This is a genomic window from Allobosea sp. TAB14 (assembly GCF_052113865.1).
GTDB lineage: Bacteria > Pseudomonadota > Alphaproteobacteria > Rhizobiales > Beijerinckiaceae > Allobosea > Allobosea spartocytisi.
In genome coordinates this window covers 1-24,118 of the sequence record NZ_JBFRDQ010000103.1, presented here as the reverse complement: position 1 = coordinate 24,118, position 24,118 = coordinate 1, and the positions used below count along the sequence as shown (strand labels likewise).

Annotated in this window: 20 protein-coding genes; 8 read left to right on the top strand and 12 right to left on the bottom strand. The window is 66.9% G+C overall.

The features are described from left to right. A partial coding sequence (locus AB4Y99_RS16455; protein WP_441524053.1) for an aldehyde dehydrogenase family protein occupies window positions 1-1,098 on the bottom strand: 1,098 nt, incomplete at its 3' end. Window positions 1,099-1,495: 397 nt separating this feature from the next. Then, window positions 1,496-1,933 carry an Lrp/AsnC family transcriptional regulator gene (locus AB4Y99_RS16450; protein ID WP_038366719.1) on the bottom strand — a complete coding sequence of 146 codons (438 nt, stop codon included), beginning with the start codon at window positions 1,931-1,933 and terminating at the stop codon, window positions 1,496-1,498. A 127-nt stretch (window positions 1,934-2,060) separates the two neighbouring features. Here AB4Y99_RS16450 and AB4Y99_RS16445 point away from each other — a divergent pair, with 127 nt between their 5' ends. Further along, the gene (locus AB4Y99_RS16445) at window positions 2,061-3,119 is read left to right on the top strand and encodes an ornithine cyclodeaminase (protein ID WP_441524052.1); all 1,059 of its coding nucleotides are present in this window, start codon (window positions 2,061-2,063) and stop codon (window positions 3,117-3,119) included. 3 nt (window positions 3,120-3,122) lie between these two features. Here AB4Y99_RS16445 and AB4Y99_RS16440 read toward each other — a convergent pair whose 3' ends face one another. Then, window positions 3,123-4,352 carry a GTP-binding protein gene (locus tag AB4Y99_RS16440; protein WP_441524051.1) on the bottom strand — a complete coding sequence of 410 codons (1,230 nt, stop codon included), beginning with the start codon at window positions 4,350-4,352 and terminating at the stop codon, window positions 3,123-3,125. A gap of 121 nt (window positions 4,353-4,473) precedes the next feature. Next, the gene (locus AB4Y99_RS16435) at window positions 4,474-5,361 is read right to left on the bottom strand and encodes a LysR family transcriptional regulator (protein WP_441524050.1); all 888 of its coding nucleotides are present in this window, start codon (window positions 5,359-5,361) and stop codon (window positions 4,474-4,476) included. A 165-nt stretch (window positions 5,362-5,526) separates the two neighbouring features. Between AB4Y99_RS16435 and ahcY the strand changes: the two genes are divergently transcribed. The 3 genes from ahcY (at window position 5,527) to AB4Y99_RS16420 (ending at window position 11,040) form a co-directional block, all read left to right on the top strand. Then, the gene (ahcY, locus tag AB4Y99_RS16430; protein ID WP_441524049.1) at window positions 5,527-6,924 is read left to right on the top strand and encodes an adenosylhomocysteinase; all 1,398 of its coding nucleotides are present in this window, start codon (window positions 5,527-5,529) and stop codon (window positions 6,922-6,924) included. Between the two features lie 487 nt (window positions 6,925-7,411). Continuing rightward, entirely contained in the window at window positions 7,412-9,796 is a 2,385-nt protein-coding gene (locus AB4Y99_RS16425; RefSeq protein ID WP_441524048.1) for a sensor histidine kinase, read from the top strand. Further along, the gene (locus AB4Y99_RS16420; RefSeq protein WP_441524047.1) at window positions 9,793-11,040 is read left to right on the top strand and encodes an aminoglycoside phosphotransferase family protein; all 1,248 of its coding nucleotides are present in this window, start codon (window positions 9,793-9,795) and stop codon (window positions 11,038-11,040) included. The genes AB4Y99_RS16425 and AB4Y99_RS16420 overlap by 4 nt, the downstream gene beginning before the upstream one ends. A 150-nt stretch (window positions 11,041-11,190) precedes the next feature. Here AB4Y99_RS16420 and AB4Y99_RS16415 read toward each other — a convergent pair whose 3' ends face one another. The 5 genes from AB4Y99_RS16415 to AB4Y99_RS16395 form a co-directional block, all read right to left on the bottom strand. Beyond that, window positions 11,191-11,505, bottom strand: coding sequence for an HPr family phosphocarrier protein (locus AB4Y99_RS16415; protein WP_038366736.1), 315 nt, complete (start codon window positions 11,503-11,505; stop codon window positions 11,191-11,193). Between the two features lie 20 nt (window positions 11,506-11,525). Next, window positions 11,526-11,927 (bottom strand): PTS sugar transporter subunit IIA, encoded by a 402-nt coding sequence (locus AB4Y99_RS16410; RefSeq protein WP_038366739.1) that lies wholly within the window; start codon window positions 11,925-11,927, stop codon window positions 11,526-11,528. A gap of 112 nt (window positions 11,928-12,039) precedes the next feature. Then, window positions 12,040-12,525 (bottom strand): HPr kinase/phosphorylase, encoded by a 486-nt coding sequence (locus AB4Y99_RS16405; protein WP_441524046.1) that lies wholly within the window; start codon window positions 12,523-12,525, stop codon window positions 12,040-12,042. Beyond that, window positions 12,515-14,314 carry a stimulus-sensing domain-containing protein gene (locus AB4Y99_RS16400; protein ID WP_441524045.1) on the bottom strand — a complete coding sequence of 600 codons (1,800 nt, stop codon included), beginning with the start codon at window positions 14,312-14,314 and terminating at the stop codon, window positions 12,515-12,517. The genes AB4Y99_RS16405 and AB4Y99_RS16400 overlap by 11 nt, the downstream gene beginning before the upstream one ends. 83 nt (window positions 14,315-14,397) lie before the next feature. Then, window positions 14,398-15,099 (bottom strand): response regulator, encoded by a 702-nt coding sequence (locus tag AB4Y99_RS16395; RefSeq protein WP_441524044.1) that lies wholly within the window; start codon window positions 15,097-15,099, stop codon window positions 14,398-14,400. Between the two features lie 175 nt (window positions 15,100-15,274). On the opposite strand from AB4Y99_RS16395, the gene AB4Y99_RS16390 reads away from it, so the two are divergent. The 3 genes from AB4Y99_RS16390 (at window position 15,275) to AB4Y99_RS16380 (ending at window position 18,946) form a co-directional block, all read left to right on the top strand. Continuing rightward, complete coding sequence (locus AB4Y99_RS16390) at window positions 15,275-16,057, top strand: HugZ family pyridoxamine 5'-phosphate oxidase (RefSeq protein WP_441524043.1); 783 nt, start codon at window positions 15,275-15,277, stop codon at window positions 16,055-16,057. Between the two features lie 231 nt (window positions 16,058-16,288). Next, the gene (locus tag AB4Y99_RS16385; RefSeq protein ID WP_441524042.1) at window positions 16,289-17,899 is read left to right on the top strand and encodes a phosphoenolpyruvate carboxykinase; all 1,611 of its coding nucleotides are present in this window, start codon (window positions 16,289-16,291) and stop codon (window positions 17,897-17,899) included. Window positions 17,900-17,935: 36 nt separating this feature from the next. Next, a complete protein-coding gene (locus AB4Y99_RS16380; protein WP_441524041.1) occupies window positions 17,936-18,946 on the top strand; it encodes an Lnb N-terminal periplasmic domain-containing protein in 1,011 nt (336 codons plus the stop codon). Window positions 18,947-19,056: 110 nt separating this feature from the next. Here AB4Y99_RS16380 and AB4Y99_RS16375 read toward each other — a convergent pair whose 3' ends face one another. From AB4Y99_RS16375 to AB4Y99_RS16365, 3 genes are all read right to left on the bottom strand, one after another. Further along, window positions 19,057-20,475, bottom strand: coding sequence for a sodium:proton antiporter (locus AB4Y99_RS16375; protein WP_142022247.1), 1,419 nt, complete (start codon window positions 20,473-20,475; stop codon window positions 19,057-19,059). 13 nt (window positions 20,476-20,488) lie between these two features. Continuing rightward, complete coding sequence (locus AB4Y99_RS16370; RefSeq protein WP_441524054.1) at window positions 20,489-22,150, bottom strand: TRAP transporter large permease; 1,662 nt, start codon at window positions 22,148-22,150, stop codon at window positions 20,489-20,491. A gap of 158 nt (window positions 22,151-22,308) precedes the next feature. Continuing rightward, on the bottom strand, window positions 22,309-22,908 hold the full coding sequence (locus AB4Y99_RS16365) for a TRAP transporter small permease subunit (protein WP_038366753.1): 600 nt from the start codon (window positions 22,906-22,908) through the stop codon (window positions 22,309-22,311). Window positions 22,909-23,199: 291 nt separating this feature from the next. Here AB4Y99_RS16365 and AB4Y99_RS16360 point away from each other — a divergent pair, with 291 nt between their 5' ends. Next, a complete protein-coding gene (locus tag AB4Y99_RS16360) occupies window positions 23,200-23,988 on the top strand; it encodes a class II glutamine amidotransferase (protein ID WP_441524040.1) in 789 nt (262 codons plus the stop codon). Window positions 23,989-24,118: the final 130 nt, after the last annotated feature.

The window sequence follows — 24,118 nt, the reverse complement described above, 5'->3', positions numbered from 1 at the left end:
GAACACGGTCGGGCGCACATAGTAGCCGCGGTTGAGCCCTTCCGGACGGCCCGTGCCGCCGGTGACCAGCGTCGCGCCTTCCTTGATGCCGGCCTCGATCAGGCGCTGGATCTTCTCGTACTGGACCTCGCTGACGACCGGGCCGAGGAAGACGCCGTCCGCCGAGGGAGCGCCGACCTTGAGCGGCTCGGCCACCTGCTTGGCGATGGCGAGGGCCTCCTCGTGCAGCTTCTCCGGCACGAACATCCGGGTCGGCGCGTTGCAGGACTGGCCGGAATTGCGCATCACGCTCTCGACGCCGAGCTTCACCGACTTCTTCAGATCGGCATCGTCGAGGATGATGTTGGCCGACTTGCCGCCGAGCTCCTGATGCACGCGCTTGACGGTGTCCGCAGCCGCTTTGGCGACGAGGATGCCCGCCCGCGTCGAGCCGGTGAAGGAGACCATGTCGACGCCCGGATGGCGCGAGATCGCTTCGCCGACCGTCGGGCCGTCGCCGTTGACGAGGTTGAACACGCCCTTAGGCACGCCGGCTTCTTCCATCGCTTCCGCGAAGATGATGGCGTTGAGCGGCGCGATCTCGGAAGGCTTCAGCACCATGGTGCAGCCGGCGGCGAGCGCGGGCGCGACCTTGCACATGATCTGGTTGAGCGGCCAGTTCCACGGCGTGATCATGCCGACGACTCCGATCGGCTCCTTGGCGATCAGGGTGGTGCCGCGCAGCTCCTCGAACTCGAAGTTTTCGAGGGTCTCGATCATCTTGGCGAGATGGGCGGTGCCCATCGCGGCCTGCGCCCGGTGCGCCAGCTCCTTCGGCGCGCCCATCTCGCGCGACAGGATGTCGGCGATGGCGTCGTAGCGCTTCTTGTAGGCCTCGGCGAGGCGGCGCATCAGGGCGAGGCGCTCGGCCTTGGAGGTCGCGGCGAAGGCCGGGAAGGCGGCGCGTGCGGCCGCGACGGCCTTGTCGACATCGGCCTGCTCGCCGAGCGCGATCGTGGCGAAGACCTCCTCGTTCGACGGATCGATCACGCCGAGCGTGCGGTTGCCCGAGGGCTTCACCCACTGGCCGTCGATATAGAATTCGAGCTCATGCGCCATGGTCTGGTCTCCTGCCTTGTCTTGGCTCGGGCGCGCGGACAGCCTGCCGGAAGCGGCTGGCGATCGATGCCCCGAGCGGGAACTGTCGGTGTCGGATGCGAACGGGCCGCCTTGCGCGATCATGCATCGCCGGCCGCCATCGACGCTGTATCTGACGGGGCATAACGTTAGGGGGCGGATCCGCGCCTGTCACCGGGCACCGTGTCGCGTTTGCGGATGGCGGCCATGCAGTGGCGCTTCTTGCGGGGGTGTCAGATCGGCTTCCGCCAAAACTCCCTCATTCCGGACAAGCGGCGAAGCCGCGCCGATCCGGAATCCATCGAAGGGCGCGGAGCTCTACGATGGATTCCGGGTCTCCGCTTCGCTCCGCCCGGAATGGCAAGCGGGGATGGGCGGGTCAGAGCCGTGCCTTGACGCTGCGCGGCGTCGCCAGCAGCAGGCTGGTCTCGCTGTTGGTGACGCCGGGGATCAGGCGGATGCGCCGCAGCACCTGGTCGAAGGCGATCAGGTCGGAGGTGCCGAGCTCCACCACGAGGTCCCAGTTGCCGTTGGTGGTGTGGATGCTGGAGACCTCGCTGAAGCCGGAGAGCGCGGTGATGACCGCATCGGCCGCCTGGCCAGCGATCTCGATCATGGTGATGCCGCGCACCGGCAGGTCGATCGCGTCCGAGCGCAGGATCACGGTGAAGCCGATGATCTCGCCCGATTGCTCCAGCTTCTCCAGCCGCGAGCGCACCGTCGCCCGCGTCAGGCCGAGATCGGTGGCGAGGTCCGAGATGCTGCGGCGCCCGTCATGGCGCAGCAGGGTGATGAGGCGCTGGTCGATATCGTCCATTGCTCAGAATGGATAATCGACTTTGCCGATCCGATCAATATCGGCGCCGATCGGGTCGATTTGGCTTCTATCGCCTGCCGCTGAAAACGCGGAGAATGGCTCCTCCATAAGAACAGCGCGGGGACCCATGATTCAGCAGCTCAACGTCGTGCCCTTCGTCAGCGTCGACCACATGATGAAGCTGGTCCATGCGATCGGCATCGAGCGGATGCTGTCCGACATCGCGGCTTATATCGAGCAGGATTTCCGGCGCTGGGAGATCTTCGACAAGACGCCGCGCATCGCCTCGCACAGCCTCGAAGGCGTGATCGAATTGATGCCGACCAGCGACGGCAAGCTCTACGGCTTCAAATACGTCAACGGCCATCCCAAGAACATGAAGGCCGGCTTGCAGACGGTCACCGCCTTCGGCCTGCTCTCCGATGTCGCGACCGGCTATCCGGTCCTGCTTTCGGAGATGACCATCCTGACGGCATTGCGCACGGCGGCGATGTCGGCGGTGGCGGCCAGGCACCTCGCGCCGAAGAACGCGGCGACCATGGCGATCATCGGCAACGGCGCGCAGTCCGAGTTCCAGGCCTTCGCCTTCCGCGCCCTGCTCGGCATCGAGAATCTGCGGCTCTATGACGTCGATCCGGCCGCAACCGAGAAATGCGCCCGCAACCTCGCCCGCCACGGTTTCAGGATCACCCGCTGCGCCACCGCGATGGAAGCGGTCGAGGGTGCGGAGATCGTGACCACCGTCACCGCCGACAAGCAATACGCCACGATCCTGACCGACAACATGGTCGGCGCCGGCATCCATATCAACGCGGTCGGCGGCGATTGCCCGGGCAAGACCGAGATCCACCGCGACGTGCTGCTGCGGTCCTCGATCTTCGTCGAGTATCCGCCGCAGACCCGCATCGAGGGCGACATTCAGCAGCTCGATCCCGACCACCCGGTCGAGGAACTCTGGAAGGTCATCGCCGGGGCGGCTCAGGGCCGCACCGATAACAGCCAGATCACGCTGTTCGACTCGGTCGGCTTCGCCATCGAGGATTTCTCGGCGCTGCGCTATGTCCATGAGCGCATCCGCGAGGCCGGCACCTATGTCGATCTCGACCTGATCGCGGACCCCGATGATCCGCGCGATCTGTTCGGCATGCTGATGCGGGCTGCGCCGAGTTCGGCCGCGGCGGCCTGAGGTTCAGGCCGCGTCGCGATCCCAACGCGGAAACGGGTCTTCCAGCCCGAGCAGCGCCTGTGTCAGCCCGGTCGCCGGGCTGCCGGTCAGGCAGGAATCGAGCTCGGCGCGGATCGCCGCCTCGTCCATCTCCGGCCCGCCGATGAACACCATTTCCTGGCGCCGGTCGCCCCATGTCGGCGACCAGTGCTTGCGCATCAGCGACTGGAACTCCTCCGAACGCGGCCAGCGCTCCCGGGGCACCGCCGCCCACCAGCGCCCCATCGCTTCGGTGCGGGTGATCCGCCCGGCCAGCGAGTATTCGCCGACCCAATGCGGCCGGCTTGCCAACCAGAAGTGCCCCTTGGCCCGGATCACGCCCGGGAGGCGCTGAGCCATGAGCTCATGCAGCTTCAACGGGTGGAACGGTCGYCGCGCCCGGTAGACGAAGGAGCGGATGCCGTATTCCTYGGTCTCCGGCACATGGTCGCGGAAGCCATAGAGCTCCTTGTGCCAGAGGGGATGGGTCTGCGCCTTCTCCTCGCTGTAGAGCTTCGTATCGAGCAATCGGTCGAGCGGCACGCGGCCGAAATCGGCCTCGACGATGCGGGCATCGGCATTGAGCCCGCGCACCACCTGCCTGACCCTCTCCAGCTCTTCGGCCGAGACCTCGCTCGCCTTGTTGATCACCACGACATCGGCGAATTCGATCTGCTCGACCAGGAGATCGACCAGCGTGCGCTCATCGCCTTCGCCGGCCGTCTCGCCACGATCGCCGAGAAAGTCGCGGCTGTCATAGTCCTTGAGCAGGTTGAGCGCGTCGACCACCGTCGCCATCGTGTCGAGCCGGGCGACGTCGTCGAGCGAGCGATCCTCTTCGTCGCGGAAGGAGAAGGTCGCGGCGATCGGCAGGGGCTCGGCGATGCCGGTGCCCTCGATCAGCAGGTAATCGAATTTGCGCTCCTCGGCGAGGCGGCGCACCTCGGTCAGCAAATCGTCGCGCAATGTGCAGCAGATGCAGCCATTGCTCATCTCGACCAGGCTTTCCTCGGTCTTGGAGAGGTTGGCCCCGCCCTCGCGCRCGAGATCGGCGTCGATGTTCACCTCGCTCATGTCGTTGACGATGACGGCGACGCGCCGGCCCTCGCGGTTGTTCAGGATGTGATTCAGCAAGGTGGTCTTGCCGGCGCCAAGGAAGCCGGAAAGGACCGTGACCGGCAGGCGCCGGTCGAGGAGGAGAGAAGATGCGGCCATCGGAAGGAGCCCGGTTTGGACAAAGGATAATTTGTTACAGTATAACATTTCATCTCTGTCAACCGATGCGCCCTCCGTCGTGAGTGGCTTGTCCTTGTCCGGAGGCTCGGGGGAGGGGTGTTCAGACGGCCGGCGGTGCTTGCGCGAGGTCGAAGAAGGCTTTCGCCGCCTTGGAGAGATAGCGTTCCTTGTGGCGCAGCACGAAGAAATGCCGTTTGGGCAGCGCGATGGCGACGGTGGCGAGCCGGCCGGCGGCGATGGCATTGGCCRCGACGAGCCGCGAAATCGCCGTCGCGCCGGCGCCGGCCGCGACGGCGGAGCAGATGGCTTCGTTCGAGGGCAGCTCCAGCGCGACAGAAAGATCGTCCGGCGCAAGGCCGAGCCCCGGCAGCGCCGCCTCGAACATGGCGCGCGTGCCGGAGCCGGGCTCACGCAGCACCCATGGCCCTTGCCGCAAGGCCTCGGAGGCGGGTGGCTGCCCTGCCCAGGAATGTCCGGCCGGCACGACGATCACCAGCTCGTCCTCCGCCACGGCGGTCACGGCGAGCGTCGGATCGTCGATCGCGCCTTCGATGAAACCGAGATCGGCCGCGCCGTCATGGATCGCGGCCGTGACGGTCTCGGTATTGTCGATGCCCAGGCTCACGGTGATGCCGGGATGGACGGCACGGTAGCGCTGGATCAGCGGCGGCAGCCAGTAATTCGCCACGGTCTGGCTCGCCATCAGCGAGAGCGCGCCGCGCGACAATCCGGCGAGGTCGGTGAGCACGGCCTCGGCAGCGGCGGCTCGCGCCAGCACGGCGCGTGCCTCGGCGAGGAAGAGCCGCCCGGCATCGGTGAGGGCGATCCGCYGGCCGATCCGGTCGAACAGCTTGGTGGCGTAGCGCGCTTCCAGCGCGGCGATCGCCGAGCTGACCGCCGATTGCGTCAGGTTGAGGGCGCGGGCGCCTTGCGTCAGATGCTCCCGTTCGGCGACGGCGACGAAGATGCGGAGCTGTTCGAGCGTCATCAGCCGATCTTACAGCCCGATCGAAAAAACTCAGCCTCTCAGGATGGGTCGCGAGGATCGATGTCGAAAACGATCATATAAAGACATCTTTATATCTTTGATTGCCTTCCGCCGCTGGCACTGCTAGAGAGCCGCCATCATTCAGCGAGCGATTGGAGCTTCCCCGTGTCGCAGGACTACAYCGTCAAGGACATCTCGCTTGCGGATTACGGCCGCAAGGAAATCAACATGGCCCAGGACGAGATGCCGGGCCTGATGGCGATCCGCGCCGAGCACAAGGGCAAGGCCCCGCTCAAGGGCGCGCGCATTGCCGGCTGCCTGCACATGACCATCCAGACCGCCGTGCTGATCGAGACGCTGAAGGAACTCGGCGCCGATGTGCGCTGGTCGTCCTGCAACATCTTCTCGACCCAGGACCACGCCGCCGCCGCGATCGCCGCGACCGGCACCCCCGTCTTCGCCATCAAGGGCGAGACGCTGGAAGAGTATTGGGAGTACGTGCTGAAGACCGCCACCTGGGGCGACGGCGGCACGCCGAACATGATCCTCGACGATGGCGGCGACCTGACCATGCTGATCATCCTCGGCGCCGAGGCCGAGGCCGGCAAGGCCGAGTTCCTCGACAAGCCGGGCAATGAGGAAGAGACGATCTTCTTCGCGCTGATCAAGCGCCAGCTCAAGGCCAATCCGGGCTGGTTCACCAAGACCCGCGCCGCGATCAAGGGCGTCTCCGAGGAGACCACCACCGGCGTGCACCGCCTCTACGAACTGGCCAAGGCCAATCGCCTGCCGTTCCCGGCGATCAACGTCAACGACAGCGTCACCAAGTCGAAATTCGACAACCTCTATGGCTGCCGCGAGTCGCTGGTCGACGCCATCCGCCGCGGCACCGACGTGATGATGTCGGGCAAGGTCGCGGTCGTCGCCGGCTATGGCGACGTCGGCAAGGGCTCGGCCGCCTCGTTGCGCCAGGCCGGCTGCCGCGTGCTCGTCACCGAGATCGACCCGATCTGCGCCCTGCAGGCGGCGATGGAAGGCTATGAGGTCGTGACCATGGAAGACGCTGCCCCGCGCGGCGACATCTTCTGCACGGCGACCGGCAATCTCGACGTCATCACCGTCGACCACATGCGCGCGATGAAGCACCGCGCCATCGTCTGCAATATCGGCCATTTCGACTCGGAGATTCAGGTCGCCGGCCTGAAGAACTTCAAGTGGGACAACGTCAAGCCGCAGGTCGACGAGGTCGAGTTCCCCGACGGCAAGCGCATCATCCTGCTCTCGGAAGGCCGCCTGGTGAACCTCGGCAACGCCACGGGCCACCCGTCCTTCGTGATGTCCTGCTCGTTCTCGAACCAGACGCTCGCCCAGATCGAGCTCTGGAACCACCACGCGAACTACCAGAACAACGTCTACACCCTGCCGAAGCATCTCGACGAGAAGGTCGCGGCGCTCCATCTCGCCAAGGTCGGCGCCAAGCTCACCAAGCTCAATGACGCCCAGGCGAAGTACATCGGCGTGCCGCAGGCCGGGCCGTTCAAGCCCGAGCTCTACCGCTACTGACAGCCGCGCAGCGGCAAGAACGACGAGGCCCGGCGCAAGCCGGGCCTTTTTTTGGTCTGATGACGCCTTCGGAATAAAACAAGAACACAACTAATAGTGGTTTCGAGGCATAGAATATCTAGACCTTGATGCGGGTGCGCCTCCTTCGAGTCCGCCTCGAAAAACTCTCCGTTTACCTGCGATTAAGCACTTCCTGACGGAGTCAGGCGACGATTACAGTGGGGCTGATTCGGGGTGCTGCGACGGCGCGGCTCCCGGTTCAAGCTCTATAGTGATTGGCGTGGTGGCGCGCGTGGATCGGCCGCCGGGGAGGGTGTAACGCCCGGCTCCGCGATACCGATTCCGACGAGACCGGCGATGTTGGCGGCCGCCCGGCCGCCCAAGAGGCGACAGACGCGGAATGAGACGTGCGAGGCGACAGGGACGAGGTGGCGGCTGGCGTCCAGGCGGGCTTCTGCCCGCATTGGCCCTGCTTCCCGTGCCTGCCATGGCCCAGAGCGACCTGCTGTCGCCGGCCAAGCTCGATACGGTGAGCACCGGCGCGCTCTCCATCATCCTGGCGGGTCTTGCCGTCTTCGCCACGACGACATCCCTCGTCTATGTCCGCGAGCGCACGCGCTGGCAGCGGCGCGAGGCCAAGCTCGCGAGCGAGCTGGAGGCGGCGCGCGGCCATCAGGAGCGGCTTTCCATCCTGCTCGCCGCCGATCCGCAGGTGGTCGCGAGCTGGAACGGGCGCGACGCACAGCCGGTCTTCGAGGGCGACAGCGGCTTCCTCGGCGCACCCGGGGCGGCGCTGGCGCTGGCCTATGGCAGTTGGGCGACGCCGACCGACGCCAAGCGGCTGGAACTGGCCACCGACGCGCTGAAGGAGCGCGGCGAAGCCTTCAGCTTCACGATCCGCAGCAAGGCCGGGCCTTTCGTCGATATCGAGGGCCGGCCCGTCGCCGGGCGCGCCGTCATCCGCTTCCGCGAGGTCACCGGCGAGCGGGCGCAGGTGATGACGCTGCGCAGCGAGCTGGAGCGGGTCACGGGAGACCATGCGGCGCTGTCGAGCCTGCTCGCCGGGCTGCCTCACCCCGCCTGGATGCGCGATGCCGACGGGCGTCTGCTCTGGGTCAACGCCGCCTATGCGGGCGCGGTCGAGGCCGGCGATGCAGCGACAGCCGCCAAGAGCGGGATGGAGCTGCTCGATCGCAACGAGCGCGAGGCGGCGGCGCGTGCGCGCCGCGAGGGCAACCCCTTCGCGATCCGCACCCCGGCCATCGTCGCCGGCCAGCGCCGGACGCTCGACGTCGTCGAATTGCCGACTGCGACCGGCTTCGCCGGCCTGGCCACGGATATGAGCGAGCTGGAAGCGGTGCGCAACGATCTGCAGCGCCAGATGGAYGCSCATGTSCGCACGCTCGACCGGCTGAAGACGGCGGTGGCGGCCTTCGACGGCACGCAGCGGCTGCTCTACCGCAATGCCGGCTTCGACGCGCTCTGGTCGCTCGATCCGGCCTTCCTCGACGGCCAGCCGACCGATGGCGAGATCCTCGACCGCCTGCGCTCCGAGCGCCGCTTGCCCGAACTTGGCGACTACCGGAGCTGGAAAGCCGGCGTTCACGCCGCCTATACCGCCACGCGCGCGAATGAGGATTGGTGGTACCTGCCCGACGGGCGCACCATACACGTCGTCTCCAGCCCCAACCCGCAAGGCGGCGTCACCTATCTCTATGACGACGTSACCGAACGCTTCACGCTSGAATCSCGMTTCAAYGCGCTGACCCGCACCCAGCGCGAGACGCTGGATTCGCTGCGCGAGGGCGTCGCCGTGTTCGGTTCCGACGGGCGCCTCAAGCTCTCGAACCCAGCCTTCGCCCAATCCTGGCGCATCGACGCCGACCTGCTCGCCAGCGGCCCGCATATCGACGAGGTGGTCGGGCTCTGCCGGCCGCTCTTCCCGCAGGACGAGGTCTGGCGCGAATTGCTCAGCACCGTCACCGGCGTGCGCGATGCGCGCGAGGATTATCGCTGCCGGATCGAGCGCCGCGACGGCACCGTGCTCGATATGGCGGCCGCGCCGCTGCCCGACGGCGCGACGCTGATCTCCTTCGCCGACGTCACCGCCAGCGTGAATGTCGAGCGGGCGCTGACCGAGAAGAACGACGCGCTGGAGAAGGTCTCGCGGCTGCGCGAGGACTTCGTCCACCACGTCTCCTACGAACTGCGTTCGCCGCTGACCAACATCATCGGCTTCGCCCAGCTCCTTGGCACCGAGACCGTCGGCGCGCTCAACGAGAAGCAGCGCGACTACACCTCCCATATCGTGCGCTCCTCGGGCGCGCTGCTCGCCATCATCAACGACATCCTCGACCTCGCCACCATCGACAATGGTGCGCTGACGCTCGACATGCAGGATGTCGACGTCGCCGACACCATCGCGCAGGCGGCGGCCGGGCTTCAGGACCGGCTGACCGACAGCAAATTGTCGCTCAAKGTCGAGATCGATCCGCGCACCGGGCCGCTGCGGGCGGATGGCAAGCGCCTGCGGCAGGTGCTGTTCAACTTGCTCTCCAACGCGATCGGCTTCTCCTCGCCCGGCCAGACCATCGGCGTCAGGGCGACACGGCAGGGCGGCGACATCCGCCTCACCGTCACCGATCAGGGCCGCGGCATCCCTGCCGAGGTCAAGGAGAAGGTGTTCGAGCGCTTCGAAAGCCATTCTCTCGGCTCGACCCATCGCGGCGTCGGCCTGGGGCTCTCGATCGTGCGCTCGATCGTCGAGCTCCATGGCGGCCATGTCGAACTCGACTCCACGCCGGGGCAGGGCACGCGCGTCACCGCGATCTTCCCGGCTCAGGGCCTGCCGCTCTCGGACGCTGCCGAATGACCGAGGAAGCCCGCGCGGCCGGCACGCACCGGCTCCTGCTGGCGAATGAGGCGGCGACGATACGCCTCGCCGCCGATATCGCCGCCATCGTCAAGCCCGGCGACATCGTCGCGCTCTCCGGCCATCTCGGCTCGGGCAAGTCGGTGCTCTGGAAGCAGCGCCTCGCCATCGCGGTCGCGGCGCGCAAGCTCATCGACGGCGCCGGCTGGGGCGAGGCACGGCGCGACTTCATGCTCGGCGACGCCTCGACGCGCGCCTATGAGCGCCTGACACGGCCGGGCGGCGAGACCGCCGTGCTGATGATCTCGCCGCCGCGCCCGGACGGGCCGCCGATCCGCATGGGCAAGCCCTACAGCGCGATCGCGCATCTGGCCGAGACCATCGACGCCTTCGTCGCGATGGATCGCGGCCTGCGCTCGCTCGGCTATTCCGCCCCCGAGATCCTGGCCGAGGATCTGGCCGGTGGGCTGCTGCTGATCGAGGATCTCGGTGCGGAGGGTGTGCTCGACGCGGAAGGCCGGCCGATCCCCGAGCGCTACGAGGCCACGGCCCGGCTGCTCGCCGACCTGCACCGCCACACCCTGCCGACGATCCTGCCGGTGGCCGAGGGCCACGACCACATCATCCCCGAATACGACCGGCAGGCGCTGGCGATCGAGACCGAGCTGATCCTCGAATGGTATGCTCCGCATATCGCCGGGGTGACGCTGCCGGCCGTGACGCAGGCTGAGTTCGGCCGCATCTGGAACAAGCTCTTCGACGAGATCCTCGCCGCACCCGCGACCTGGACGCTGCGCGACGTCCATTCCCCCAACCTGATCTGGCTGGACAAGCGTGAGGGGCTGGCGAAGCTCGGCCTGATCGATTTCCAGGACGCGGTGCTGGGCCATCCCGCCTATGACCTCGCCGCGCTCGGGCAGGATGCGCGCGTCGACGTGCCGGCTGCGCTCGAACTCAGGCTGCTCGCGGCCTATGGCTCGGCCCGTCGGGCGGACGTGCCCGATTTCGACCTCGCCGGCTTCGCCCGCGCCTATGCGATCCTCGGCGCGCAGCGTAACACCAAGATCGCCGGCATCTTCGCCCGCCTCGACAAGCGCGACGGCAAGCCGGGCTATCTCAAGCACCTGCCGCGGATCGAGGCCTATCTGCGCCGCAATCTCGAGCACCCGGCCCTCGAGGAGCTCAAGGGCTGGTACCAGGCGCATATGCCGAGGCTGTTCGAGGAGCCGGGCGAAGCTGTCTGAAGGTCGGGGTCCGGTACCCGTGACAGGGCGTCATTCTCGGGCTTGACCCGAGAATCTCTGGAAACCGGGCAGGGAGCCTTCTGCGGCAGGAGATTCTCGGGTCGAGCCCCGAGCATGGCGGCGCGAACCGGGCAGAGCCCGTTCAGCGCCTCACTCGCCCTCGCCGAAGCGGTCGGCGATCAGCTCGCTCAGCGCCTGCAGCGCCTCGCCTGCCTCCGGTCCCTGGGCGACGATGGTGATGGTCGAGCCGATGCCGGCGCCAAGCGTCAGCACGCCCATGATCGAGGTCGCGCCGACCGTCTCGCCGCAGCGGCTGACCGTGATGTCGGCCTCGAAGCGGGCGGCGCATTGCACGAATTTCGCCGTGGCGCGGGCGTGCAGCCCCTTCTTGTTGATGATCTGGAATTCGCCGTAGCGGGCGCCGGCGGGAATCTCGGTCTCGGGGCAGTCGCAGTCTTCTTCCATTCCGCCCTTCCTGCTCGCCCTTATTTGCCGGCAAGAACCCGGCTGGCGACGGTGATGTATTTGCGGCCCGCATCCTGCGCGCTCGTCACCGCTTCGTCGAGGCTCTTCTCCTCGCGCACGCTGGCGAGCTTGATCAGCATCGGCAGGTTGACGCCGGCGACAACATCGACGCGACCCGGCTCCATCACCGAAATGGCGAGGTTGGAAGGCGTGCCTCCGAACATATCGGTGAGGATGACGACGCCGCGACCGCCCTCGACCTGCTCGACGGCGGCGATGATGTCGCGGCGGCGACTTTCCATGTCGTCATCGGGGGCGATGGCGATGGTCGCCAGGTTCGCCTGGGGGCCGACGACATGTTCGAGGGCCGCGCGGAACTCCGTCGCCAGATGCCCATGAGTCACGAGGACCAGTCCGATCATTCAATCCAGCACCGGAGAGCGCCCATCGGCGCCCGGACAAGGTGGCGGTTTATGCGGCAGGTGCGAGACAATCGCAAGGGACTCGCCACCGAAAACGCCGAAATCATGGCCTTCACGCCTGGCCTGTGAACAAGTCGAGCGCGGTGAGCACCAGCCGCTCGTCGCCGACACGTCCCGCCACGCGCAACCGCGGCAGGTCGATCCCGCACAGGTTGTCCACCAGCTCTTCCGGTTCCGGCATGCGCGCCGGCTCCTCGCCGATCAGATCGACGAGCAGCCTGACGACGACGGCCGGCGTCGCCGGCTCCGGCGTCAGGCCGAGGCCGCGGCGCTCGACGATGCCTTCCAGAGGCGCGACCGGCCGCGCCACCAGCCGGTCGCCTCTCGCCGTCAGGGCGGTGCGATCATCGGCCACGAGCCGGCCGAAGCGGCCGGCCTGGCCGGCGAGCGCGATCAATGCGAGCGCCAGTGTCGACTTGCCGCTGCCGGCAGGGCCGCGCAGCAGGATGCCGGCCTCGCCGATGGCGACGGTGGTCGCATGGACGCGCGTCTCGCCGGCCCGGTGGGGGGCCGGCTTCCCCCCCGGATCAGAAAGCATGCTGATAGGCGGCCGGCAGCCGGACGATGAAGCGGGCGCCGAGCCGCGGCGTCTCGCCGCCTGGCTCCGCCGGTCCGAGCCGGTTCTCGGCCCGGATCGAGCCGCGATGCGCCTCGACGATCTGGCGCGAAATCGACAGGCCCAGCCCCGAATTCTGGCCGAAGCCCTCATTCGGACGGTCGGTGTAGAAGCGCTCGAAGATGCGCTCCAGCGCATGCGGCTCGATGCCCGGCCCTTCGTCCTCGACGGTGACGAGCACGTCGTTGGCGACACGCGAGAGCATGACGCGCACCGTGCCCTCCGACGGCGAGAAGGAGCGGGCGTTGTCGATGAGATTGACCATGACCTGCCCGATCCGCGAATCGTGCCCCATGACGAGGAAGGCGTCGGCGCCGGGGCGCTGGCTGCGCCGCTCGGCCGAGAGCTCGATCTTCGCCTGCCCCTCGCGCCGCGTCTCGTTCTGGATCGTCACGACCGCTTCCAGCACCTGCGCGACATCGACCGGAGCGGAGTCGTTGCGGGCGAGTTCGGCATCGAGGCGAGAGGCGTCGGAAATATCGGAGATCAGCCGGTCGAGACGGCGCACGTCGTGCTGGATGACCGAGAGCAGCCGCCCGCGCGAATCCTCCGTCTTGGCCCGTGGCAGCGTCTCGACGGCGCTGCGCAGCGAGGTCAGCGGATTCTTGAGCTCATGGGCGACATCGGCGGCGAAGCTCTCGATCGCCTCGATGCGGCTGTAGAGCGCCTTGGTCATGTCGCGCAGCGAGCCGGACAAATGGCCGATCTCGTCATGGCGGCTGCCGAAATCAGGGATCTGCTCGCGCGACTTGACGCCGCGCCGCACGCGCTGGGCTGCGTCGGCGAGCTTGCGGATCGGCTCGGCGATGGTGCCGGCGAGCAGGACCGAGAGCACGATCATTACGCCCGCCGCCACGGCGAAGACCTGGAAGATGGCGAAGCGCTCGGCGGCGATCACCGCGTCGATGTCGCCTCCTTGCGTCGAGAGCAGCAGCGCGCCCTTCACCGCCCGGAAGCGCTGCACCGGCACCGCGACCGAGACGATGGTCTGGCCGCGCGTGTTGACGCGCACGACGCTCGCCGGCGCCCCGTTCAGGGCGCGCGCGACCTCCGGATAGGACTTGCCGTTGGCATTCTCGAAATCGTCATAGGTCGGCACGTCGGCCCGGCCGAGCCGGTTGCGCAGCATGTTCCAGGTGCGTTCCAGCAGCGGCGGCTCGTCGGGCTCGCCGACGCGCGGCAGGTCGAGGCGCAGCACGTCGCCGCGCGAATAGAGGCCGCGCGAGTCGATGGTGAGGAAGCCCTCCTTGTCGTAGACCCGCGCCCGCGTCTTCGTCGGCGTCACCAGGCGGCGCAGGAGGGGCGCGACCTTCTCGGGATTGATCGAGAAGTCGAGCGGATCATCGGCGATGCCGGCGCTTTCGCCGGCCTGGAGCTGCAGCAGCTTGTCCGGATCGATGGTGATCGTATCGGTCTCGACCGTGGCCGAGGCCGCGATCGCTCCGGCGATGATCTCGCCCTGCGTCAGCAGGCTCTGCACGCGCGCCTCGATCAGGCCTTCGCGGAACTGGTTGAGATAGAGGAAGCCGAGCAGCAGCGCGAAGAGGCCGCCGAGATTCAGCACCACGATGCGCCGCGTCAGGCTGGACGCCGCGCGCGACGAGACCGCACGCGCCATGCGGCGCCAGATCAGGCCGAGACGGCGCCGCAGAGCCGCGCTCCAGCGGCTTCCCGCCGATGACGCAGGTGCTTCGTTGTCGACCGTTGCCATGCCTTGGGTCTGTACTCGCTCCAGCCGCGCCCCAGCCCGATCCGGCACGCGGGATCCCAGCATCGATATCCGGCAGACCTGCCTCAGGTTTCCTTGAAGCGATAGCCCACGCCGTAGAGCGTSTCGATCATGTCGAACTCGGGATCGACCTGATTGAACTTCTTGCGCAGCCGCTTGATGTGGCTGTCGATGGTGCGGTCATCGACATACACCTCATCGTCATAGGCCGCATCCATCAGGGCGTTGCGGCTTTTGACCACACCGGGACGCTGCGCCAGCGACTGCAGGATCAGGAATTCCGTGACGGTCAGCGTCACCGGCTCGCCCTTCCAGGTGCAGGTATGGCGCTCGGGATCCATGCGCAGCAGGCCGCGCTCCAGCGCCTTGGCATCCTCGGAACGGGGAACGGCGGTGGGGTCCTTGGCGCCGGCGCGGCGCAGGATCGCCTTGACGCGCTCGACCAGGAGGCGCTGCGAGAACGGCTTCCGGATGAAATCGTCGGCGCCCATCTTGAGCCCGAAGAGCTCGTCGATCTCCTCGTCCTTCGAAGTCAGGAAGATGACGGGCAGGTCGGATTTCTGGCGCAGCCGGCGCAGCAGTTCCATGCCGTCCATGCGCGGCATCTTGATGTCGAAGATCGCGAGGTCCGGCGGGTTCTGCTTCAGCCCGTCGAGGGCCGAGGCACCGTCGGTATAGGTCATGATGCGGTAGCCCTCGGCCTCGAGCGCGATGGATACCGACGTCAGGATGTTGCGGTCGTCATCGACCAGCGCAATCGTTGGCATAAGGGTTTCATCTCTTGCTCTTGTTGCAATAAAGGGGTCCACTCCCCTGCGAGAGCGGCCAAAGCATGGCAGCAATCTAGCGCCTCGGAGGCGGATTCGCTATGGCGCAACGCTCGAACGCCCCAAGCGTTCATGTTTTTGCAGAAGAAATCGGACCGGCAGGAAGCAAACGGAGATGACCGAGGCCGTCGCCCCCTCCGCCATCACGCCGCGCGGCCTCGAACTCGGCGGCTCCGCGCCGGATGATTTCGACGCCGTCGCCATGGCTCGCGCGACATTGCGCAAGGCGCGGATCGCGGCGCTGGCGACGCTCGACCCGATGAGCGGCTTCCCGCTCGCGACGCTGACGAACATCGCCACCGATGTCGATGGTTCGCCGCTGTTCCTCGCCTCGAAGCTTTCGCTCCACACCCGCAACATCGAGGCCGATCCGCGCGTTTCCGTTCTCGTCTCGTCGCTGGGCAAGGGGGATCCGCTCGCCAATTCCGCCCGGCTCAGCGTCGTCGGGCGGGCCGAGCGCTGCACCGACGAGAACGCCAGGCGCCGCTTCCTCGCGCGCCACCCCAAGGCGAAGCTCTATGCCGACTTCCCGGATTTCTCGCTGTTCCGCCTCTCCGTCCTGGGGTTCCACCCCAATGGCGGCTTCGCCCGTGCCGGCGAGATCGCGGTCGGTGCGGTGCTGCTCGACCTTGCCGGCTGCGAGGCGCTGATCGCGGCCGAGGACGACGCGATCGCCCATATGAACGAAGACCATGCTGAGGCGCTGAGCCTCTATGCGACGAAGCTTCTGGGCCTCCCCGAAGGACGCTGGAAGGTGACCGGCCTCGACCCGGAAGGGCTCGATCTCATCTGCGGCGACGAGAACGGGCGGCTCGTCTTTCCCTCGCGCGTCACCGAGCCGGCCGGGCTGCGGCATGTCCTCGTCGCGCTCGCGCAGGAGGCACGGGCGCGCGGATGATCGGGGCGCGGGGATATTCACCATCCTCGCTCACCATCCCCCGCGAATTCAAACGATTTAGCCGAAGTTGCGAAGTTTTTTGCGATTTCCGTGACTTGAGCGCCGTGCCGCCGAGGCTTAAAGACCGGACACGACCGCAAGGTCTCCGCCCGGCGCTGGATCTTCTTCAAGGTCCGAGCGTACGCGTTCGACAACAGGCTGCCACGATGCGGCGGCTGCCGGAGGATTTCAGTGAACACGATCGGTCAGTTCAACGCCGCCCAGGGTGCCGAGGGCTTCGGCTTCCGCAAGCTCAAGGCCGTGTACTGGAACCTGGAGGCGCCACAGCTTTACGAGGAGTCGCTGCGSCGSGGCGARTCCSAGMTCGCSCRYGGCGGYGCGCTCTGCGCCGATACCGGCAGCCATACCGGCCGCTCKCCSAAGGACAAGTTCACGGTGCGCGACGCGCTGACCGAGAACACGGTCTGGTGGGACAACAACCAGGCAATGAGCCCCGAGCATTTCGAGACGCTGCTCGCCGATTTCCTGGCGCATGCCGAAGGCAAGGAGCTGTTCGCGCAGGATCTCTATGGCGGTGCCGACCCGGCCCATCGCGTCAAGGCCCGGGTCTATACCGAGATGGCCTGGCACTCGCTCTTCATCCGCAACCTGCTGATCCGCCCGGCGCGCGGGGAATTGGACGATTACGTCCCGCAGATGACGATCGTCGACCTGCCGAGCTTCAAGGCCGACCCGGCCCGGCATGGCTGCCGCAGCGAGACCGTCGTCGCSATCGATTTCACCCGCAAGATCGTGCTGATCGGCGGCTCGGCCTATGCCGGCGAGATGAAGAAATCGGTCTTCACCTATCTGAACTACGTGCTGCCGACCAAGGGCGTGGTGCCGRTGCACTGCTCGGCCAATGTCGGCCCCAAGGACGACCCGGCGATCTTCTTCGGCCTGTCGGGCACCGGCAAGACCACGCTCTCGGCCGATCCCGCGCGCACGCTGATCGGCGACGACGAGCATGGCTGGTCGAAGGAGGGCATCTTCAACTTCGAGGGCGGCTGCTACGCCAAGACGATCCGTCTCTCGGCCGAGGCGGAGCCCGAGATCTTCGCCGCCTCGCTGCGCTTCGGCACGGTGCTCGAGAACACCGTGATGGACGAGCTGACCCGTGAGGTCGATTTCGACAATGAGAGCAAGACCGAGAACACCCGCTCGGCCTATCCGCTCGACTTCATCCCCAACGCCTCGCGCACCGGCCGCGCCGGCATCCCGAAGAACATCGTGATGCTCACCGCCGACGCCTTCGGCGTGATGCCGCCGATCGCCAAGCTGACCCCGGCCGAGGCGATGTACCACTTCCTCTCCGGCTACACCGCCAAGGTTGCCGGCACGGAGCGCGGGCTGACCGGCGTGCAGCCGGARTTCTCGACCTGCTTCGGCTCGCCCTTCCTGCCGCGKCACCCGTCGGAATACGCCAATCTGCTGCGCGACTTCATCGCCAAGCACCATGTCGATTGCTGGCTGGTCAACACCGGCTGGACCGGCGGGCAGTACGGCACCGGCCGGCGCATGCCGATCCGCGTGACGCGCCGGCTGCTCTCCTCGGCGCTCGACGGCTCGCTCAACCGCGCCGATTTCCGGCGGGATCCCTATTTCGGTTTCGCCGTTCCCACGTCCGTGCCCGGCGTCGAGCCGCACATCCTCTATCCGGTGAAGACCTGGGCCGACAAAGCCGCCTTCGCCGAGACGGCGAAGAACCTCGTCGGCATGTTCGCCAAGAACTTCGCGAAGTTCGAGGCCCATGTCGACGACGCGGTGAAGGCGGCGGCGCCGAGCAATTCGCTCGCGGCCTGACGTCAAGCGGCTGCGGCTATGCTAGGAGAGGCGGCCATGCGCCGCCTCTTTCTCATTGTGCTGAAGCTCGTCCTGACCCTCGTGATCCTCGGTGCCGCGCTCTGGGGCGCGGGCTTCCTTTATTTTCGCCTGTCCGGTGCGACGGCCGGCATCGCGGCCATCGGCTTCGGAATCGCCGCGCTAGCCGGGCTCGTCGGCATCTGGACGAGCGAGGCGCGGCTGCCGCTGGGCTTCGCCGCCCTCTTCATTGGCCTTCTGTCCTGGTGGAGCAGCTTCCTGCCATCGCATCAGCGCGATTGGATTCCCGAGCTCGCCCGCCTGCCGAGCATCGCTCGCGAAGGCGAGGTGCTCACGGTTTCGAATGTCAGGAACTTTCGCTGGCGCAGCGAGCAGGATTACGACCAGCGCTGGGAGACGCGCCGCTATGACCTCGCCGCGATCAGCGGCGCCGACATCTTCCTGAGCTACTGGTCGGGCGAGGCGATCGCGCATCTGCTGGTCAGCTTCACCTTCTCCGACCAGCCGCCCCTGACCTTCTCGGTCGAGATCAGGCGCGAGAAGGGCGAGGAGTATTCGGCCATCGCCGGCTTCTTCCGCAGCTACGAGATGGCCTATGTCGCCGCCGACGAGCGCGATATCGTCGGCCTGCGCACCAACGCCCGCAAGGAGGATGCGCGCCTCTTCCGGCTGAGCGCCTCGCCGGCCCAGGCACGCGACCTGCTGCTGGCCTATGCCAAGGACGTCAACGATCTCGCCGCCAGACCGCGCTGGTACAATACGCTGACCACGAACTGCACCACCGTGGTCTACCACCTCGTCGGCACGGTGGCGCCCGAATGGAAGTTCTCGCTGCCGCTCGATCCGCGCGTCCTGCTCTCGGGCTACCTGCCGGGCTATCTCCAGCGGATCGGCGCGATCCGGCAGGATGTGCCTCTCGACGAGCTGGTCCGCCTCGCGCGCATCGGCGACAAGGCGCGAACGCTCTCGCTCGACGATCCGGATTTCTCGGCGAAGATCAGGGAAGGCGTGCCGACGGGGCGCCCGTAGCAGCGCTCTCCCGTCATGGTCGGGCTTGACCCGACCATGACGGAAACCAGTGCTCTCTCGTCCAGCGCTTCTCGGGTCTGCGCCCGAGAATGACGATTGGATGTCCGGCGTTACCGGAAGAACAGGAAGGTCTGYAGGATGAACACCGGGATCAGGATCGCGCCGGACCAGAGCATGTAGCCGAAGAAGCTGGGCATCGCGACCTTACGGTCCTTGGCGATGGCGTAGACCATGAAGTTCGGCGCGTTGCCGATATAGGTGTTGGCGCCCATGAAGACCGCGCCGCCCGAGATCGCCGCCAGCGTCAGCGCGCCCGTCGTCATCAGTTCCTTGGCATTGCCGCCCGCCAGCTCGAAGAAGACGAGATAGGTCGGGGCGTTGTCGAGGAAGGAGGAGAGCAGCCCGGTCAGCCAGAAATAGGCGACGGTGTTGTGGCTACCGTCGGGATGGTTGACCAGCGCGACCAGCGACGAGAAGGCGCCCTCGCGTCCGGCCTGCAGCATCGCCAGCACCGGGATGATGCAGATGAAGATGCCGGCGAAGAGCTTCGCGACCTCGAGGATCGGCCCCCAGGAGAACTCGTTGCCGGCGCGCACCTGCTTCGGGGTCAGCACCAGCGAGAGCCCGGCGAGCCCAAGCAGAATGACGTCTCGGACGAGGTTTTGCAGCTCGACATGCACGCCGTGGATATCGAAGACGACGCCCGGCTTCCAGTTGGCCGAGAGCAGGATCGCGGCGATGACGCCGGCGAGCAGGGGGATGTTGACCTTGCCCCAGAGCTTCAGGTTGCGGTCCGGCGTCGGGTCCTTCAGCGACGGCAGGCTGTCGTCCTTGCGGTAGAGATAGCTGTCGAGCGCGTAGAACAGCGGCAGCAGGACCACGACGGCGAAGCCGGTCTCCGGCAGCAGGTGCCAGGTCGTCCAGAAGAAGTCGACCCCGCGCAGGAAGCCGAGGAAGAGCGGCGGGTCGCCGAGCGGCGTCAGCGATCCCCCGATATTCGAGACCAGGAAGATGAAGAAGACCACGACATGGACGTTGTGGCGCCGGTTGTCGTTCGCCCGCAGCAGGGGCCGGATCAGGATCATCGAGGCGCCGGTCGTGCCGACGATGCTGGCCATCACCGTGCCGATCGCGAGGATGACGGTGTTGGTCGCCGGCGAGCCGTGCAGGTTGCCGGTGATCAGGATGCCGCCCGCGATGGTGAAGAGCGCGAAGAGCAGGATGATGAAGGGCAAATATTCGAGCAGGGCCGTATGGAGCACGGCGCCGAGCGAGGCGTCGAAGCCGCGCAGGGCCACCAGCGGCACCAGCAGCAGGAGCGCCCAGAAGGCCGCGAACTTGCCGTAGTGCAATTCCCAGAGATGGTGGAACAGGATCGGCCCGAGCGCGATCGAGAGCAGCATGCCGGCGAAGGGCAATGCCCAGAGCGGCCCCATCGTCGCGCCGCCGATATCCCCGGCCGCGAGCGCGGCTCCTGGCAATAGGCTGATCACACCGGCGCCGGCAAGCGCCTTCCACCATTTCGCCATGCTGTCTCCTTGCTCAGGGCTTGGGTGGATCGATCGCCGGCGGCGCGGTGAAGTCGAAGCCGCCCGGACCGCCGATGGTCGGAACCTGGATCGAGTCGAACTGCTTGTCGATCGCCTTCTGGTCGAGCTGCACGGCCGAGGCCTTGTAGTGCATCACCATCTGCGGGAAGAGCACGACGAGCGCGACCATGATGCACTGGATCACGACGAAGGGCACGGCGCCCCAGTAGATCTGCCCGGTGGTGACGGGCTGCATCATCCTGCCGGTGATCTTGTCCTTGTAGGGGTTCTTCGGCGCGACCGAGCGCAGGAAGAACAGCGCGAAGCCGAAGGGCGGGTGCATGAACGAGGTCTGCATGTTCACGCCCAGGATGACGCCGAACCAGATCAGGTCGATGCCGAGCTTGTCCGCCGCAGGGCCGAGCAGCGGCACGATGATGAAGGCCAGCTCGAAGAAGTCGAGGAAGAAGGCGAGCAGGAACACCATCACGTTGACGACGATCAGGAAGCCCGTCGCGCCGCCCGGCAGGCCGACCAGCAGATGCTCGACCCAGACATGGCCGTTGACGCCGTAGAAGGTGAGCGAGAAGACGCGCGCGCCGACCAGGATGAAGAGCACGAAGGCCGAGAGCTTGGCGGTCGACTCCGTCGCCTGCCGGAGCAGCTCGAAATTCATGCGCTTCTTGCCCCAGGCGAGCAGGATCGCGCCGGCCGCGCCCATGGCGCCGCCCTCCGTCGGCGTGGCGACGCCGATGAAGATCGTGCCCAGCACCAGGAAGATCAGCGCCAGCGGCGGCACCATCACGAACACGACCTGCTCGGCCATGCGCGAGAGCAGGTTGAGGCCCAGCGCCTTGTTGATGAGCGCGATCACGAAGGACACGCCGACCGCGATCGACATCGTCAGCACGACGAAGTCCGACCCCGCCGTCACCTTGGTGAAGAGCTTCATATAGGCGTAGGCGAYGGCGAAGGAGATGAYSGYGACGACSAGCAGCGAGAACCGCCGGGTCTTGCCGTCGGCGTCGCGCAGCGTCTGCGCTTCCGGCGGCAGGCCCGGRGCGCGCTTCGGATAGACGATGGTGACGAGGAAGACGTAGAGCGCGTAGAGGCCGGCCAGGACGAGGCCGGGAATGAAGGCGCCCTCATACATGTCGCCGACCGAACGGCCGAGCTGGTCGGCGAGCACGATCAGCACCAGCGAGGGCGGGATGATCTGGGCCAGCGTGCCCGAGGCCGCGATGACGCCCGAGGCGAGGCGCCGGTCATAGCCGTAGCGCAGCATGATCGGCAGCGAGATCAGGCCCATCGAGATCACCGAGGCCGCGACGACGCCGGTGGTGGCCGCAAGCAGCGCGCCGACGAAGATCACCGCATAGGCGAGGCCGCCACGGACCGGGCCGAAGAGCTGGCCAATCGTGTCGAGCAGGTCTTCGGCCATGCCGGAGCGCTCGAGGATGAGGCCCATGAAGGTGAAGAACGGGATCGCCAGCAGCACGTCGTTGTTCATCGTGCCGTAGATGCGCTCCGGCAGAGCCTGCAGGAAATTCTCCTGGAACAGGCCGAGATCGATGCCGATCAGCGCGAAGAGCAGGCCGTTGGCCGCGAGCGCGAAGGCGACGGGATAGCCCAGCAGCAGGAAGACGACGAGGGTGGCGAACATCACCGGCGCCATGTTGACGCGCAGGAAATCGCCGATGCCGCCGCCCGCCGCGAAGGCGTCGCCGGTGTGCAGGCTGAAGAAGGCGAGGGCGGTGAGCGCGAGCAGCAGGCCGGCGGCGCGCGGAAGGCGAGGTGCGTGCATGGGGAGTTTCCGGACTTCTTGCGGGCCGCTCACGAAGCGAGGCCCTGTTCCTTGGCTTGATCGAGCAGGCGCTGGGCTTCCGCCTCCGCCGCGGCGGCGTGACCGGCAGCCACCTCCTGATCCTCGAGATCGCCGCGCATGATCGCGATCTGCTTGATGATCTCGGAGACGCCCTGGATCGTCAGCATCAGGAAGCCGACGATGACGAGGCCCTTCGCCGGCCATTGCGGCAGGCCGCCGGCCGAGAGCGACTGCTCGTTGATCTCGTAGGAGCGCAGGAAGAACGGCCAGGAATGGTAGACGATCAGCAGGCAGAACGGCATCAGGAAGAAGAGATGGCCGAGCAGCTCGATCCATTGCCGCACGCGCTTCGGCAGCATGCTGTTCACGATGTCGATGCGGATGTGCTCCTTCACCTGCATCGTCCAGGAGGCGCACATCAGGAAGACCGCGCCGAACAGCATCCATTGCAATTCGAGCCAGGCATTCGACGAGACGTTGAAGACCTTGCGGATGACGGCGTTGACGGTCGCGACGATCACCGCCGCAAGGATCAGCCACGCGATTTTCCGGCCGATGAAGCCGTTGACCGCGTCGATCACGCGGCTGACTGCAAGAAGGCCCTTCACGTCCCCGCTCCCATCGAGATGCGCGCAGGCCCGGTCATGCTTCGCCCGTCTGCCGGTTATGCGCCGTTTACGTGCTGGGTATAGGAGCACATGCAGCGGCGCAAGACGGGGGATGCCTTATCCATTAGACGAAAGAAGCACGTGTCCGGGCGGGCTGCGAGAGGGTTCCGCAGGGCGCCCAGCTGCCGTCCTCACGGTTGCGGCGCGATGGCGGAGAACGATCATTATGTCGCCATTCATTTTTGAAGAATATTATTCTCGACCATCCGCCCCGGCCGATTCGAGCCCTTCATGTGCCGCTTCCTTGCCTATTCCGGCGTGCCCGTCTTTCTCGAGGACTTCATCGCCTCGCCCTGCCACTCGCTGATCCACCAGTCGCTCCATGCCGAGGAGGCCAAGACCGGCACGAATGGCGACGGCTTCGGCGTCGGCTGGTACGGGGAACGCTCCGAGCCCGGGCAGTATCGCGAGGTCAGGCCGGCCTGGTCGGACGAGAACCTGCTCTCGATCGCGCGGCAGGTGCGCTCGCATCTGTTCTTCGCCCATGTCAGGGCCGCGACCGGCACGGCGACGACGCGCGCCAACTGYCACCCCTTCGTCCATGGCCGCCATCTCTTCATGCATAACGGCCAGATCGGCGGTTATGGCGCGATCCGTCGCAAGCTCGAGAACCTGATTCCGGACGCGCTCTACGGCGTGCGCGCCGGCACCACCGATTCCGAAGCGATCTTCCTGCTGGCGATGGCGCAGATGGCGCGCGGGCTCGCCGCCGGCGAGGCGCTGGCTGCGGCGCTTTCGATGGCGCTGTCCCTGATGGATGAGGCCGGCACGCGCGAGCCGCTGCGCTGCGCGGCGGCCCTCGCCGATGGCGAGACCATCCATGCCGTGCGCTGGTCCTCCGACGACCGGCCGCCGAGCCTCTATGTCTGCCAGAAAGCCGACAGCGTCGTCATCGCCTCCGAGCCCGTCGATGCGGCGCGCGAATGCTGGCAGGCGCTGCCCTGCAACACGCTGGCCACCGTGCGGGGCGGCACGGTCAGCCTCACCCCCTTCGAGATCGCGCTGCGCCAGGCGGCCTGATCGAGGGGCGTCCACGCGTCGCGGAAGCGAAAAAGGGGCCGTGCGGGACGGCCCCTCTTCTGTTCTGCTGCGCGAGCGCTCAGTTGTGGTGCGGCAACGTTCCGGCTGGAACGAAGGCCCGGGTCGGCTG